This is a genomic window from Algoriphagus marinus (assembly GCF_001936475.1).
Lineage (GTDB): Bacteria > Bacteroidota > Bacteroidia > Cytophagales > Cyclobacteriaceae > Algoriphagus > Algoriphagus marinus.
This window is the reverse complement of the sequence record NZ_MSPQ01000006.1, coordinates 131083-147343: the sequence shown is the minus strand read 5'-3', so window position 1 is coordinate 147343 and position 16261 is coordinate 131083. Positions and strand designations below refer to the sequence as shown.

11 protein-coding genes are annotated in these 16261 nt (G+C 38.5%); 7 read left to right on the top strand and 4 right to left on the bottom strand.

Going from position 1 to position 16261, the window contains the following annotated elements:
• The first annotated feature begins 4 nt into the window (after positions 1–4).
• From BVC88_RS11140 to BVC88_RS11125, 4 genes are all read left to right on the top strand, one after another.
• Complete coding sequence (locus BVC88_RS11140; protein WP_075350945.1) at positions 5–1216, top strand: bifunctional 3,4-dihydroxy-2-butanone-4-phosphate synthase/GTP cyclohydrolase II; 1212 nt, start codon at positions 5–7, stop codon at positions 1214–1216.
• A 128-nt stretch (positions 1217–1344) separates the two neighbouring features.
• A complete protein-coding gene (locus BVC88_RS11135; protein WP_089153079.1) occupies positions 1345–1950 on the top strand; it encodes a hypothetical protein in 606 nt (201 codons plus the stop codon).
• Positions 1950–2735 carry a 5'/3'-nucleotidase SurE gene (gene surE, locus BVC88_RS11130; RefSeq protein ID WP_075350766.1) on the top strand — a complete coding sequence of 262 codons (786 nt, stop codon included), beginning with the start codon at positions 1950–1952 and terminating at the stop codon, positions 2733–2735. Before BVC88_RS11135 ends, surE begins: the two co-directional genes overlap by 1 nt.
• A gap of 103 nt (positions 2736–2838) precedes the next feature.
• Positions 2839–4725 (top strand): tetratricopeptide repeat-containing sensor histidine kinase, encoded by a 1887-nt coding sequence (locus BVC88_RS11125; protein ID WP_075350765.1) that lies wholly within the window; start codon positions 2839–2841, stop codon positions 4723–4725.
• On the opposite strand, the gene BVC88_RS11120 is transcribed toward BVC88_RS11125, so the two are convergent.
• The 4 genes from BVC88_RS11120 to BVC88_RS11105 form a co-directional block, all read right to left on the bottom strand.
• Entirely contained in the window at positions 4722–5594 is an 873-nt protein-coding gene (locus BVC88_RS11120; RefSeq protein ID WP_075350764.1) for a type 2 periplasmic-binding domain-containing protein, read from the bottom strand. The genes BVC88_RS11125 and BVC88_RS11120 overlap by 4 nt on opposite strands.
• Before the next feature lie 272 nt (positions 5595–5866).
• The gene (locus tag BVC88_RS11115; protein WP_075350763.1) at positions 5867–7189 is read right to left on the bottom strand and encodes an MFS transporter; all 1323 of its coding nucleotides are present in this window, start codon (positions 7187–7189) and stop codon (positions 5867–5869) included.
• A gap of 25 nt (positions 7190–7214) precedes the next feature.
• Positions 7215–9653, bottom strand: a complete 2439-nt coding sequence (locus BVC88_RS11110; protein WP_075350762.1) for a glycoside hydrolase family 31 protein — start codon at positions 9651–9653, stop codon at positions 7215–7217.
• Between the two features lie 196 nt (positions 9654–9849).
• Entirely contained in the window at positions 9850–10878 is a 1029-nt protein-coding gene (locus tag BVC88_RS11105) for a LacI family DNA-binding transcriptional regulator (protein WP_075350761.1), read from the bottom strand.
• A 340-nt stretch (positions 10879–11218) separates the two neighbouring features.
• On the opposite strand from BVC88_RS11105, the gene BVC88_RS11100 reads away from it, so the two are divergent.
• From BVC88_RS11100 to fbaA, 3 genes are all read left to right on the top strand, one after another.
• Entirely contained in the window at positions 11219–12262 is a 1044-nt protein-coding gene (locus tag BVC88_RS11100) for a SusE domain-containing protein (protein ID WP_075350760.1), read from the top strand.
• A gap of 87 nt (positions 12263–12349) precedes the next feature.
• Entirely contained in the window at positions 12350–15148 is a 2799-nt protein-coding gene (locus BVC88_RS11095; RefSeq protein WP_075350759.1) for an alpha-amylase family glycosyl hydrolase, read from the top strand.
• 17 nt (positions 15149–15165) lie between these two features.
• Positions 15166–16227 carry a class II fructose-bisphosphate aldolase gene (gene fbaA, locus BVC88_RS11090; RefSeq protein ID WP_075350758.1) on the top strand — a complete coding sequence of 354 codons (1062 nt, stop codon included), beginning with the start codon at positions 15166–15168 and terminating at the stop codon, positions 16225–16227.
• Positions 16228–16261: the final 34 nt, after the last annotated feature.

The window sequence follows — 16261 nt, the reverse complement described above, 5'->3', positions numbered from 1 at the left end:
TTTTGTGGAAAATATAATTCTTGATCCGATTGAAGATGCAATCGAAGCAATCAAAAAAGGTGAAGTAATCATTGTAGTAGATGATGAGGATCGTGAAAATGAGGGTGATTTTGTATGTGCTGCAGAATCTATCACTCCTGAGATAGTCAATTTTATGGCGACGCATGGAAGGGGATTGATTTGTGCGCCACTGATAGAAGACCGTTGTGAACAGCTTGGTTTAGAACTGATGGTTGGTAGCAATACCGCTGCTTTTGAGACGCCATTTACAGTTTCTGTTGATCTTGTAGGACATGGCTGTACTACTGGGATTTCAGCATCTGATCGTGCCAAAACAATCAGAGCTTTGGTTGATGATTCTATTCATCCTTCTGAATTAGGGAAACCAGGGCATATTTTTCCACTGAAGGCAAAAAGAGGAGGTGTGCTCAGAAGAGCAGGTCACACAGAAGCGGCAATAGATTTGGCAAGGTTAGCAGGATTTTCTCCAGCAGGAGTCTTGGTAGAAATCATGAATGAGGATGGGACTATGGCTCGTCTTCCAGACTTAGTGCATGTTGCAAAGAAGTTTAACCTGAAACTTATCTCTATTAAAGATTTGATCGCGTATCGATTAAAAAACGAATCATTGATCAAACGAGAGATAGGAGTGGAGTTGCCTACAACATATGGTGATTTTGATTTGATTGCGTTTCGTCAGACCAATACCGAAGAGATTCACATGGCCTTGATCAAAGGTACTTGGACAGAAGAAGAGCTGATCATGGTTCGTGTTCATTCGTCTTGTGCTACAGGAGATATTTTTGGGTCTTGCCGTTGTGACTGTGGTCCTCAACTTCACAATGCCATGAAGATGGTAGAAGAGGAAGGAAAAGGAGTGATTCTATATATGAATCAGGAGGGTAGAGGCATTGGATTGATCAATAAACTGAAAGCTTATAAACTTCAGGAGCAGGGAATGGATACCGTACAGGCCAACTTGGCCTTAGGTCTTCCGATGGATAGTAGAGATTATGGAGTAGGAGCTCAGATATTAAGAGACTTGGGAGTTTCTAAGATTCGTTTGATCTCAAATAATCCAAAGAAAAGAGTTGGACTTCTTGGATACGGTTTGGAGATCGTAGAGCAGCTTCCAATCGAAATAGTACCAAATCCTCATAATGAGCGATATCTTCAAACTAAAAGAGATAAAATGGGGCATAATATTTTAAAGTAGAATGCTGTTTTATTGACCAAAGTCAAAGATTTCTAAATGCATTCAATAAACTGCTTTAATATAATTACGTAGAACAGGGAATGATGAAAAGTACGATAGTCAAAATTTGGATATTAGCCTTCCTCTTAATGTTCGGAGCAGCAGAGGTGTCTGCGCAAAATCAATTTCCTTCGCAAATTTTCCATAAGGGGAATATATATGGCACTGATGGACAAGTATATTCGGGCTTGGTAAAGTACGATTTGGTAAATAACCTTGTCCAGCTTCAGAACGAAACCATTACTACGTTCACCGCGTCGAATGTCTCATATTTTGAGATTTTTGATGAGGTTTTTGGAGGTCTTCGAAAATTTTACTCTTTGCCATATGCACTTAATGGAGATTATGAGACCCCTATTTTCTTTGAGGTCCTTACCGAAGGAGATAATGTGGCACTCCTTTGTAGAGAATATATAGCTACCGATTCTCGAAATATGGGTGCTATGAATACAATGGGTATGAATCCATTTTGGGGTCCGTCTACTATGATTGGATATCGATTGGCGTTCAATTATTACTTTTTCAAAAATGGATCTATAGATCGATATAGCCTAAAGAAAAAAGACCTTTTCGATATGCTCACCGGACATGATGAAGAGATCAGTCTTTTTATGCGAAAAAACCGATTGGAACACGATAAGCGTGGAGATTTACTCCGTATAACAGCTTATTACAATGAACTCAATAAAAACTAATGTCAAAGCCACTAATTCTCGTCTCTAATGACGATGGGATCACTTCAAAAGGAATAAGAGTTTTAGTATCTGTAATGAAAAAACTTGGTGAAGTGGTGGTAGTAGCACCTGATAGCCCTCAGTCTGGAATGGGGCATGCAATCACTATTGGAGAGACTCTAAGGCTTGTGGAGGAAGATATTTTTGAAGACGTACAAGCTTATAAATCCAGTGGAACTCCTGCTGACTGTGTGAAATTGGCCAAACATCATGTTTTAAAGAACAGGACTCCTGACCTAGTAGTAAGTGGCATCAACCATGGGTCAAATACTTCAATTTCGGTCTTATACTCCGGCACTATGTCGGCAGCTATCGAGGGTGCTTTGGAGGGGTATCCTTCTATTGGGTTTAGTCTTTGCGATTATTCATCCAAAGCCGATTTTTCACATGTGGAAGAATGGGTGGAAAAAATAGCAAAACAGGTCCTTGAATATGGAATCCCGAAAGGAATAGCTCTGAATGTCAACTTTCCCCCGAAACAAAATCAACCTATTCAGGGAATTAAAGTCGTACGGCAGGCAGACGCCAAATGGCAAGAGGAGTTTTCCGAACGTTTTGATCCGACAGGGCGAAAGTATTTTTGGATGGCTGGGAATTTTGTCAACTTCGACAAAGGAGAGGATAATGATGAGTGGGCGATTGCAAATAATTTCATCTCTATCGTGCCTTGTCAATATGATCTCACAGCGCACCACGCAATTTCCCAAATGAATAAAGACTGGGATTGGGATGAATTAAAAGCTTAATTTTTATCGTAATCTAATTTACTTCCTTAGAATTTTCTGTACCTAAAAGTAGAGATAGGTGTCGAATATTACTATTTTGCGATCCAATTGAAATCTACGGCCCTTGTTTAGATTAATCTGTTTTTCGGTCTTCCTTTTTTTTATTTATTCGACTCCGAATTATTCTCAAGATCTCGATACTGATAGCCTCAGGGCAGTTCTTTCAGAATCTAAAGGTCAAACAAGAATAAATGTTCTTAATGAACTTGGGACTAATCTCAGGGAGATTTCTCAGGAAGAGGCTATGTCTTATTCTATGGAGGCTGAGCAACTGTCCATAAAATTGAAGAATAAATCTGGTGAAGCTAAAGCAAAAGAAAACATTGCATGGATTTACTATCGTCAAGGGCAATGGCAGAAGAGTTTTAGCTATTCGGAAAAAGCCTATGAGTTAGCTCTTCAGGCATCAGACTACGGAGAGGCTGCAAGGATATTAAATAATTTGGGAGCGCTTTATTATGAGCAGCAAAACTTTTCCATGGCCATCGTTCAGTTCAAAGAAGCTTATCGCATCGCCAAATCCATGGATGACTTGTACACTCAAATTCGAAGTTTAAATAATGTGGGATATAATTTCATCCAATTGGGAGAGTTAGATTCTGCTCTTTACTATGCCAACACGGCCATTGAAACGAATAGAAATGCCGGGTCACCTTATTTAACAGCTTTTACATTTAGGATTATTGGGGATGTTAATTTGGCTAAGAATGAACTTGATTTGGCGGAAGCTGCTTTTAGGAAATCTTTGGGTTTTTCAGAAATCCAAGGCATTTTAACCTTAGAGGCTAGCCTGTTACATCGGTTGGGTAACACTTTATTACAGAAAGGAAATCTTGTTGAAGCTGAAGAGTTTTTAAAACGGGGAATCAAATTATCTTCAGAAAACTCCTTTTTAGACGAATTAACTAAGTCCCATAAATATCTCGCAAAAGTTTATGAGGCAGAAGGTAAAATTACAGCCGCTTTTGAGGAGCAGTCGAAATATTTGAGTTTGAATGATTCACTGTTAAGTCAAACTAACAAAGATCGATTGGCTTTACTTCAAGGGATGTTTCAGGATAATCTAAAAAAATCAGAATTAGAATTACTTCAGGCTCAAAATGAAAATCAAGCAAATCGACTCCAATTTATTAATAGGATTGTTTGGGTGATTAGTATTGCAGGGATTCTGATATTAATGTTGAGTATTTGGTTAGTTCGGTTGAATAAAAAGAAAAGAGAACAAAATATTGATCTGGAACAAAAATCAAAAGAGCTCGAGAAGATCAATCAAGCAAAAAACAAACTCTTTTCAATTCTTGGACATGACCTAAGAAGTCCAATAGGTCAGGTGAAAAACTGTGTTGATTTGCTTCTAGCCGGAGAACTTGAAAAGGAAGAATTTGAGGAATTGATTGGTAATATTAAGAAGGATGTGGATGCAGTTTACCTCACTTTGAATAATACACTAAAGTGGTCCTTGACTCAAATGGAAGGGTTCAAATTGAATAAAAGAGAGATTAAATATTCAGATACTGTAAGTTCTATACTGGCATTGATCAAGCCTCAATTGGAAGAAAAGTTTATTCAAATTCAAAGTGACTTTCAAAATGAATTACCAGTCATGGCAGATGCTGATTTGATAGAAGTGGCAGTTCGTAATATAATTACCAATGCTGTCAAGTTTTCCAAGCCGGGAGATAATTTGATTATTAAATCTATGGCGTTAGACAGTCAGGTAAAGCTGTGTATCACTGATCATGGAGTGGGGATGACTAAGGCCCAAATCAATCATATTCTTTCTGAGAGTATCAGTATTTCTGATTCTAAACCAGGCACTTTGTCTGAAGAAGGATCGGGACTGGGACTTCAGATCTGTAAAGAATTCATTAAAATGAATGGGGGAGAACTAAGCATAGAAAGTGTTCCAAATCAAGGCACCACTGTTTGCGTACTGTTATCGAAGGCCTAATCCTCTATAGTTATTCTTTCCATTGTAAGAAAATCTTCAGGCTTTTGAATGGATTTTAGAATCCCAAGTTCGACCATTTTCACCATGAAGCGGATCAATTCTTTTTTTGAAACAACTGGCTTTGTAGCCCAATCGGTTTCTGAAAACCATAATTCAACATCCTCCTCGTTTAATTCATAGGCTTGAGAAATCTCCGAAATTGTACTCTTTGAACTTTTTAATTTTAAAGCTTCTAAATACACCAAATCTCTGAGTTGAAAGATTATATCACCAAATTCTTTCAATGCAGCATTTGAGGCGATTACTACGAAGCAAGGCCAGGGGCTTGGAACTTCTCCGATACGTTTCATTTCTCCAGAATCGACCCAAGGTTTGGTCGTGAATTTCTCCCATAGAAACATCTCGGGATGTGCTGGATTCATATGTTCCAACGCACCAGGTAGATTGTCTACTATTTTGAAATTTATATCCTGCGTATCCCAGTTTTCTCTTTCTGCTAAAACAAAGGCCATCAATTGAGAACCTGAACCCATTCTGGAGATTAAAAAATCATTTTTTTTTAACTCATCTAAAGAATTTTCGATTGATCCTCCAGGAATATGAATTCCCCAAATCAGGGGTGAGTTTACATGAAAACCAATCATTTTTGAAGGGTTTCCAGCTTCAAAATCTTTGAGAAAACTTTCAGTTAAAATTAGCGCTAATTCGGTTTGATTTTCCCGTAAGGCTAGATTCATCTGACCGGATCCCCGGGATTCATCAATCCATTCCAGTTTAATTCCCTTAGAGAGAAAAGGTTGGCGGGCAATTACTTTTTTCCAAGGGTAATTGAAATGTTCTGGTACTCCAGTGATTCGAAGTGATTTCATGTGTTTATAATTTGTCTTTTATGGCCACATTGAATCTCGCAAAGTTGCCAATCAGACCCGTGTGTGGCTCTTGCATCATGCTCGATTTCATATGTTTACAATTTGATATTCAAAGGTCACACCTACCTGCCGAAAGGCAGGTGGAATGCTCTGGATAATCATCCTCCTGAATGAGAACTTTTCTCATGCTCGATTTCTTGTGAGTTTATTTTCCTAAAAATAAGAAAGCCGATCCCAAATAGAACCGGCTTTCCAATATTTTACAGGGCTGGCTAGTCGTGAGTGACTTTGCGATCAGTGATCATCAGGTTGCTTAATCCGGCTAAAATGAGAAGTAATCCAGCTAATAGCATGGTATTGATCACAGCCTCTCCGAAAATCAACTTATAAAGGAAATTAACTCCCCCAAGTGCAGCAACTATTTGCGGTATCACTATAAACATGTTGAAAATACCCATATAAACGCCCATTTTCTTTGGTTCTACGGAGCTGGAAAGCATAGCATATGGCATAGAAAGAATACTGGCCCAAGCTATTCCAACAAGCGAAAAGCAAATATGGAGCATCCATGGCTCGGAAATAAAATAGATTAAAATAAAACCACAGCCTCCTGCCATTAAACTTACCAAATGAACAAGTCTTCTGTTTATCTTGATTTTACTGGCTACATAAGCCAAAATCAAGGCATAAAACATAGAAATTAGTCCATAAGTACCCAAGTAATTTCCCACGCTATCTGCGGCGTCATTATATGCTGCAGAACTTGTATCTGTTGCTCCAAAAATATGCTCAGTAATTGCAGGAGTAGCGAAACTCCACATCGTAAAGAAAGCAAACCAGGAGAAAAACTGAACAAGCCCTAATTGCTTCATAACCTTAGGCATGGAAGCAATATTTTGAGTGATCTCCTTGAAGCCGGAGAAAGCACCTTTATTTGCAGCTTTCTCCCTTTCAAATTCATCCATGTCCTCGGGAGGATATTCTTCCGTTGTGAAAATGGTATAAAGTATAGAGGTGAAAAGTACAAAAGCTCCTATCGCAAAAGCATATTTCACTGAATCGGGGACAACTCCTTCGGGTGCCGTATTTGGAACGCCCAATTGGGTCATCATCCAAGGTAGATTTGAAGCAATCCAAGTCCCTATTCCAATGACAAGAGTCTGAACTACGAATCCATAAGACCGTTGAGAATCCGGAAGCTTATCTGCTACCAGAGCTCGGAAAGGCTCCATACTGATGTTGATCGATGCATCCAAAATCCAAAGTGAACCAGCCGCCATCCAAAGCGCAGAGGAATATGGAGCAAAAAATAAGGCAACTGTGCTTAGTACTGCTCCGATAAAAAAGAATGGTTTCCTCCTCCCAAACTTAGGATGCCAAGTTCGATCACTTAAATAACCGACGATTGGCTGGACTAATAAGCCTGTGAGTGGAGCGGCAATCCAAAGAAAGGGAATGGCGTCTTTATCTGCACCAAGTGTCTGAAAGATTCGAGACATGAATCCTCCCTGTAGTGCAAATCCGAACTGAATTCCTAGAAATCCAAAACTCATATTCCAGATTTGCCAGAAACTTAAATTCTTCTTTTGGGTCATTTTGGGTTAGCTTAGTTTTATTGGGTTAGGAAAGTAGATCAATCACAATTTTTCCGGTTGAATTTTCAATTTCCAAGAAAGTCAAATCTTTAATTTGATAATATGGATGATCGTTTTCGGGAAGTGGATCAAACTCAGTAAGCTTGGATAAGAAAGCGAAATCTGATTTGCTGGACTGTTTTTTCGCTCCATTTACCTCAAAGTGATGAGGTTTAAATCCATGAAGAAAAATCCTGATTTTATTGAAGTCACTTTTATAAGTTCCCTCAGTTTTACCAAAAATTAATTGCTTCTCAGCTGGAGAATAGATGATTTCTCGTTTCAAAAAGTTTCCTGATTGATAATCGTGAGAGATCCCGTCATCTTCATAATGCAGGTACGAACTTCCATTTTCACCATAGTACACATGAATTCTTAAAGTCCCATCATGAGATTCACTTGTTGAGAAAACATCCGATTGCATACTAAAAATACTGCCGCCTTTCACGTATACAGGTAGATAGTTGATAGGTGAATCTTGATAAATAATATTATTACCTTCAGATAGTTGATCAGAATACATATAATACCATTGTCCTTCAGGTAAATAGACCTTGGTGATTTCTTTAAAACTTTCAACAGGCGCTACCAAGAATCGATTGCAGAATAAATATTGATTTTGAAAAGCTGAGCTGTAAATCAGCTCATCATTTGGATAATCTATTGCAAGGCTTCTTACCAAAGGTAATCCTGATTGAGTCGCTTCATAAAATGCACTATAAATTGTAGGTAGAAGTCTATATCGGAGTTTCATGTAGTTACGTGATATTTCTTCTACTTCTTCTCCAAATGCCCATGGCTCAGCATCGTTTGTATTGATCATGGAATGCGCCCGATATAGTGGTGAAAAAGCTGCAATACTCATCCATCGAGCGAATAGCGATTTGCTCGCTTCTCCGGCAAATCCACCCACGTCATATCCTGAAAAAGCTACACCACTTAAGCCTAGACTATTGATCAACCGAATCCCTGCCAGCATATGTTCTTCTGAGGCTACATTATCTCCTGTCCAAGCTGCAGCATATCGCTGTATTCCTGAAAATCCAGATCGTGTCAGCACAAAAGGTCGTTCTGTATTATTTTGTAATAAAGAGCCTTCCTGAGCGCTACGAGCCATTTGCATCCCGTAGATGTTTCTGGCTTGGCGATGAGAAGCGGGACTTCCTTCGTAATCAAATTCTATCAAATTAGGAGTGAATTGCCCCCAAGAAGCAGGTTCATTCATATCAGTCCAGAAGCCATCGACACCTGCATCTGTGTAAAATTTCATTTTTTTGGCCCACCAAGTTCTAGTCTCCGCTTTGGTGAAATCTGGAAATGCACACCATCCTGGCCATACCTGACCTTCATATTGCTGGCCATCTGGGAATTTTACAAATAGATCCTTTTCTTTTCCTTCTTCATAGGGTAGGTATCCTTTTTCAGTTTTGATACCGGGATCCATTATTACGATTACACGAAAGCCCTTTGCTTTCAAAGCAGAAACCATAGCCTTTGGATCAGGGAATTTTTCTCCATCAAAAGTAAAAACCTTGTACGCCTCCATGTGATGAATATCAAGGTAAATGACATCAGCAGGCATCTTTTTATCTCGGAAAGTACTGGCAAGGGTAAGGACTTCCTTGTCAGGATAGTAGGAATATCGACATTGCTGAAATCCCAATGACCATTTGGGTGGCATAGCCATTCTTCCGGTCAGGGCAGTATAGCTGCTAATGATCCCAGATACGGTAGGCTCGTGAATGAAATAATAATCCATATCGCCATCCTCAGCATTGAAATACATGAAGCGATTGGTAGAGGCTCCGAAGTTGAAAACTGTTTTATGGGTATTATCCAGAAAAATGCCATAAGCCCCCTGATCATGAATCCCAATGTAAAATGGAATGCTCATATAGAGCGGATCATCTCCTACACCATATGCAAAGTAATCTGTATTCCAGTTTGTATATGCCTTTCCGAACCTGTTTAGATTTCCTGTTTTTTCTCCTAGTCCAATGAATTTCTCATCTTTTTGAACTTGTTTATAGGTTGTTACCTCCGTTCCTATCCAAGCAGTTCCCAGTGAATCATCGGCATTTAATAAATTTCCTTCATGATCAAAAAAACTCAAACTGAAGGTCTCGAAATTTACTTGAAGGAGGAGTTTGTCAGTTTTAAGAAAGAGTTGGTTTTCTTTTTCGGAAACAGTGAATTTTACACGTTTAGGAGTTGCAGTCACCGAATATGGATTGGATTCAAAATCAGGATATCTACTCATTTGGATCCGAATCATCCCAGAATCATAAACTGTAAATTTGAATTTACCTGCAATTGAAATGCCTTCAATACCTGTTTCAGTTTCTTTCCAGAAACTAACGGCCCCCATTCCTATGTGTCGTGCTGAAGATTTGGTTTTTTTTAAGGGAAATTCGGGGGATTTCATAGCGAATATAATTCGTGTTAAAGCAAGTGATTGGGCTAATTTAGAAACGATTGTGGATACTAAAAACCCACCTAGGGAATCAATGTGGGCTGTTTTTCTGAAATAAATATCGGTGATACACCGATTTTGGAATTTTAGGCGTATTCAATCGTTTGCATCAAAAAATGAAAAATGGAAAAAAATATTTCCAGATTTTTCATTTTACGGATGAATTTCGAATCAAAAGCTCAGTTTCAAGCACGATGGGCTCAGTTATGGTATCCGGATCTAGCTTTTTTTCAATTAGGTCAAGCAATAGCTCTGTGGCTTTTAATCCCATTTTAAATCCAGGCTGAGAAACAGAAGAAAGCGTAGGTTCAATCATGGAGCAGAACTGCCAGTTGCTAAAGCCTACAACCCCAACATCATTTGGAACTGAATAACCCAATGATTTGCAGGCAAGAATAGCACCGGCAGCAGCGATATCATTATTTGCAAAAACTCCATCTGGCTTTTTATCGAGTTGTTTAAAAAGGTTTTCTGTGATCTTAAATCCTTCGTCTGAAGTCCCATAAGCGCACTCAACGATAAGGGTTGGATCGATAGGGATTCCATGATTGGAAAGGGCATCTCTATATCCTCTTTCTCTTTCTTTGCTGATGCTTAGGTTTTTTGGTCCTGCTAGATGCACTATTCGATTATACCCTTGGGAAATTAGATGGGAAGTGGCATTGTAGGCGCCTTGATAATCATCCACCATTACATTAATGGAATGTGGGATATTGGGTACTCGATCGAAAAATATAATAGGGTAGCCATGGTCTAAAAGTCGGGAAAAGTGCTCGAAGTCAGTTGTTTCTTTGGAAAAACTCACCAAGAAACCGTCAATTTGATTCGAAAGCATTGTGTCAATACTTGACTTTTCCCGAGTTAAACTCTCATTGGTCTGGGAAAGGATGACATTATAACCTCTTGATGAAGCAACTTCTTCTATGCCACTGATGACTGTAGAAAAAAAGAAATGGACTACTTCAGGGATAATCACACCAATGGTGAAAGACCTACTTTTACGAAGTGAAAGTGCGATAGCATTTGGCCTATAATTTAGTTTTTCGGCTACTTCTTTGACTTTGCGCTTAGTCTCATCGCTGATTCCAGGGTAATCTTTTAATGCTCGAGAGACGGTTGAAGAAGATACATTAAGTTCCCGTGCAATGTCTTTTATAGTGGCTTGACCAATTTTCATACAATTAGATTATTCCTAGAATATATTTCAATGAATCAATTTATGGATTGTGCGTGAGCAATCTATCTAATTTAAGGTCAATTTTCCAAAAAAGTAGTTTTGATTCTTTGTCTTTTGAAAAAAACTTTTCCTATGCAATCGTCAACGCAAACGATTGCAATAAAAATTTAGTAGTTAGGCATGCGGTCGCTATTGCTTTATTGATTTTTCAGCTCTAAAATTTGGAAATGGAATTAAAAAGGTTGTCAAATAATTTATTAAAAGCCTTTTGAAAATTTCATCATTTCAACAATGAATTGAATTATTCTAACACCAAATAATCAATAACCAATCTTCCATTATGAAAACCATCCAAAAAATCGCTTGGTTCGCAGCTTTAGTACCAGTACTATTTGCTTGCGATAATTATGAAATGCCTCCGATCATTGATCAAACTGGGGCAGCACTACTTGACCCTGCAGCAGGATCTTCTTTAGTTTTGAACGGAGATGACCCTGAAGCCTTGATTTCATTTTCTGTTACTGCGGCAGATTTTGGAATGCAAGGAGAGGTAACTTATTACCTGGAGATGGATATTGCTGGAGCAAACTTTGCAAATGCAAAAGAACTTGGCTTCTCCAAATCAAATATCATTGAAGTAAGTACTGAAAAACTGAACGATGAATTAGTTGCAAAAGGTCTACCACTTGAAGTAGCTTCTGATGTGGAGTTTAGAGTTAAAGCAACCATCACACAGCCACTTTCCCCAATTTATGGTGAAACAACAACGCTTTCAGTGACTCCTTATGATTCTTTTGTTGAATTTCCTTTGCTTTATGTTCCAGGAGATTACCAAGGCTGGAATCCAGGTAACTTGAATACAACTTTGAAATCAGTAAATTTCAATAAAACATTTACTGGATTCGTCCACGTGTTGGGTGGAAGCGGAGAATTTAAATTTACCGAAGAGCCTGATTGGGTAGACGGCAAAAATTATGGCGATACTGGTGCAGACGGTAAACTCGATAACCAATCAGATGCTAGCAACATCAAAGTGACAAAATTTGGTACTTACGAGGTGACAGTAGATCTGGAATCAAAAACATATACCATGTCTGATCCAAAACTTTGGGGGATTATTGGTGATGCCACAGAAAAAGGATGGGATTCTGAAACTGCGATGAATTTCAATAAAGATCTGAATGTACTTACTATCACTACCGACCTTAAAGTAGGCGAAATGAAGTTTCGTGCTAACCAGTCTTGGGACTTTAATTTGGGGCCTAAAGATGGAGTTCTTGTAAATGGTGGAGATAACATTAAGATAGAAGCTGCTGGTAATTACACGATCACTTTGGATTTTAAAAATCCTGGTGAAGTATCTTATACGATGACCAAAAACTAATAGCAAGAGTTCTTTTAAGCTATTCGTATTAAAGACCGACAATGGATTTTCAAAGTCCATTGTCGGTCATCATTTATAAATAAACCCATGAAAATCGTCAAGAAATTTCTCCCTTTATTTTTACTAGTGTTATTGGCACAAGTTGCTTTTTCTCAAGTAACTACTGATCCATCAGTGCCAAATGCAGGTGAAAAAGTAAGAATTATATATGATGCTAGTCAGGGTTCTTCTGGGTTAAAAGATTGCAATTGTGATGTTTATATCCATATCGGAGCAGTCACAGAAAGTGCTTCTTCTACTACATGGTCAATTGTCCCTTTTACCTGGGCGACCACGGACCCCAAAGCTAAAATGACCAAGGTGGATGGTCAGACAAATCAATATTATTACGAACTCACTCCAAATAGTTTTTTTACCAACCCCAATGGATTAACCATCTATAGACTGGGGATGGTCTTCCGTAATGGAGATGGTTCCAAAGAGGGGAAAACCACTGCGAATGGTGATTTTTTTGTAAATCTCGCACAAGGTTTTCAAGTGGCATTCACAAATCCAAATTCTCCTGAAGTTTCTTTAGAGCTAGGCGAGTCTTTTGAATTTAAAGCAGAGACTTCTTCAGTAGCTTCGATTTCTTTCGAATTGGATGGAGTAGAGGTTAAAAGTATATCGGATGCCTCTTCTTTAACTTATTCCTACACAGCTACTCAAGCTGGAAATTATAAGCTTACAGCAAAAGCCATAAGTGGCAATAACCAAGATTCAGAAACCGTAGATATAGAAGTTTTTGCTCCTTCTACTGTAGCTCCTCTGCCTTCCGGAGTAAGATTAGGAATTAATTATATCTCAGATACCGAGGTGATTTTAGCGCTTAATGCACCTGGAAAGAAACTTGTTCAAGTAATTGGAGATTTTAACAATTGGGAGAAATCGGCCGAATACCAAATGAATAGAACTCCAGATGGCGAGATTTTTTGGCTAAAGATTTCAAATCTTATCCCTAAGAAAGAATATATTTTTCAATACTTAGTAGACGGACTAATTCGGATTGGGGATCCCTATGCTGATAAAACCTCTGACCCAAACGGAGACCAAGAAATCATTTCGCAGGGAAGATATCCAGGCTTACTTTCTTATCCATCCTCTAAAACAGAGTTTCAGGCCACCTATCTTCAAACTGCCCAAGATACTTATTCTTGGAAAAATTTGAGTTTCGAAAAGCCAAAACCTGAAGAACTTGTTGTATATGAATTATTGGTTCGGGATTTCGATGATAAACGAACCTACAATGCAGTCATTGATCGATTGGATTATTTGAAAGAACTTGGTGTAAATGCGATTGAGTTGATGCCAGTGGGTGAATTTGAGGGGAATTTATCTTGGGGATATAATCCTTCCTTCTTCTTTGCACCAGATAAATACTATGGGACAAAAAATGATCTCAAAAGACTTATAGACGAAGCTCATGGGAAAGGTATAGCGGTGATTTTGGACATGGTCCTAAATCATGCTTTTGGTCAAAATCCAATGGTTAGACTTTACAATGACGGTGACTACGGTGCTCCAACTCCCGATAATCCATGGTTTAACCGTGTAGCTAAGCATCCATTCAATGTTGGGTATGATTTCAATCATGAGAGTAAATACACGCAGGCCTTTGTCGATTCTGTAAATAATTATTGGCTTACAGAGTACAAAGTGGATGGGTTTCGTTTTGACCTTTCTAAAGGATTTACGCAGGTGGAATCAGGCGATAATGTGGGTATCTGGTCACAATATGATCCATCACGTATTAAAATTTGGAAACACATATACGATCGAATCAAGTCGAACCATCCTGATGCTTATGTGATTTTGGAACATTTATCAGCCAATGATGAGGAAAAAGAATTGGCGGATTATGGATTGATGTTTTGGGGAAATATGAATTTCGATTTTAGAGAAATTGCCAAAGGACAAAACAAAGATCTAGGCTGGGCTTATTATGGGAATCGAGGTTGGAAAGAGCCTAATCTAATTGCATATCAAGAATCTCATGACGAAGAGCGCGTGATGTGGGAAAGTTTAAATTTTGGAGCAACATCTCCGGTTAACTTGAAACAGTTAGAAAATGCAGTGAATCGGAATCAGTTGATGACTGCCTTCTATTTTACAATTCCGGGACCAAAAATGATCTGGCAGTTTGGGGAATTTGGGTACGACCAAGAATTGAATAATGATCGTCTTGGAATCAAACCAACCAAGTGGAATTACCTTGATAATCCAGATCGGCAGCGATTATTTCAACTTTATCAGGAAATGATTTCTCTGAAAGATGAGTATCAAGTATTCAATAGACCTGAAAAAACAACTCTGACTCTAAGCGGTACAGTGAAATCTATTATTCTTGAAAGTTCAGATATGGACGTAGTACTTCATGGCAATTTTGGTCTTTCAAGTGTAGGAAACATTTCGCTAACCTTTCCAAAGGCAGGAAAATGGTATAATTATTTTACAGGTGAGGAATTTAACGTGGCGAGCACGACAGTTAATTTTAGTTTGAGATCTAGTGAGTTTTATCTTTTTACTGATAAAAAACTACCAACTCCTCCTCAGGGGATTCTTCAAGAAGATTTTGTGACTTCAATTCCAGAAGAAATTAATCTGAATGGATCCTTTAAAGTTTATCCTGTACCAACTTCTGGAGAGTTATTTATAGAGTTGCCAAATGAAATGGCGGGATCTAATTTTCGGATCATAGACTTGACTGGTAGAGTCTTGATCGAAGGGAAAAGTGGAGCAAATAGCCAGAAATTAGAATTGGATGTGAGGAATATTAAGGCAGGGATTTATATCTTTGAAGCTTATGATTCTAAAAATGTGCTTTTGAAGCGCTTTATTAAAAGATAATCAAACCTAATTCCACTATGAAATTCAAACCAGGAGTAAAGTACGGTGAGGAGCTTAAAGATCTTTATGCATATGCAAAAGAAAATGAGTTTGCTATGCCCGCAGTCAATGTGATCAATACCAACTCGGTAAACGCTGTTTTGGAAACTGCTAAGAAGGTTAATTCGCCCGTGATCATCCAATTCTCCAATGGAGGAGCACAATTTTTCGCAGGAAAATCCCTGGCAAATGATAAGCAGCAAGCAAGTATCGCAGGAGGTATTTCTGGAGCTCATCACGTCCATTTGATGGCTGAAGCTTATGGAGTCCCAGTTGTGTTGCATACTGACCACGCCGCTAAAAAGTTACTGCCGTGGATAGATGGCTTACTTGATGCAGGAAAAGCTTATTACGCTACTCATAAGAGACCCTTGTATAGTTCGCACATGTTGGACCTTTCTGAAGAGCCGCTTGAAGAGAACGTAGAAATCTCTTGTAATTACTTCAAAGAATTCGCCAAGCTTGATATGGCAATCGAAATTGAACTTGGTGTCACTGGTGGTGAAGAAGATGGAGTGGATAATTCTGATATAGATTCTTCAAAATTATATACTCAGCCTGAAGAAGTGGCTTATGCTTATGAGCATTTAAAGCAAATTGGAGATTTATTTACCATTGCTGCTGCTTTCGGAAATGTACACGGGGTTTACAAGCCTGGGAACGTTTCTTTGAAGCCGATCATTTTGAAAAATTCTCAGGATTACATCAATCAGAAATATGGTACAAGTGGAAAACCTTTGAATTTTGTTTTCCATGGAGGTTCAGGTTCTACGGTTGAGGAAATCCGTGAAGCAAATAGCTACGGTTCAATCAAAATGAATATAGATACCGATATGCAATGGGCATTCTGGGAGGGGATTCTGATGAACTATAAAAAGAATGAAGCCTATCTTCAGTCCCAACTAGGTAATCCAGAAGGAGCAGATAGTCCTAATAAAAAATATTATGATCCAAGAAACTGGTTACGTAAGGGAGAGGAGAACTTCGTGAAGCGTCTTGAGTTGGCATTTGATATGCTCAATGCAGTAAATAGAAATTAATAAACTTTGATTTTCTGGAAAAAGTCACTTTGAT

Bases quoted from the DNA above. Each gene is read 5' to 3' on its own strand.
- BVC88_RS11095 (WP_075350759.1), top strand. From the start codon at position 12,350: ATGAAAATCGTCAAGAAATTTCTCCCTTTATTTTTACTAGTGTTATTG.
- fbaA (WP_075350758.1), top strand. From the start codon at position 15,166: ATGAAATTCAAACCAGGAGTAAAGTACGGTGAGGAGCTTAAAGATCTT.
- BVC88_RS11120 (WP_075350764.1), bottom strand. From the start codon at position 5,594: ATGAAATCACTTCGAATCACTGGAGTACCAGAACATTTCAATTACCCT.
- BVC88_RS11115 (WP_075350763.1), bottom strand. From the start codon at position 7,189: ATGACCCAAAAGAAGAATTTAAGTTTCTGGCAAATCTGGAATATGAGT.
- BVC88_RS11110 (WP_075350762.1), bottom strand. From the start codon at position 9,653: ATGAAATCCCCCGAATTTCCCTTAAAAAAAACCAAATCTTCAGCACGA.
- BVC88_RS11135 (WP_089153079.1), top strand. From the start codon at position 1,345: ATGTTCGGAGCAGCAGAGGTGTCTGCGCAAAATCAATTTCCTTCGCAA.
- BVC88_RS11100 (WP_075350760.1), top strand. From the start codon at position 11,219: ATGAAAACCATCCAAAAAATCGCTTGGTTCGCAGCTTTAGTACCAGTA.
- BVC88_RS11105 (WP_075350761.1), bottom strand. From the start codon at position 10,878: ATGAAAATTGGTCAAGCCACTATAAAAGACATTGCACGGGAACTTAAT.
- surE (WP_075350766.1), top strand. From the start codon at position 1,950: ATGTCAAAGCCACTAATTCTCGTCTCTAATGACGATGGGATCACTTCA.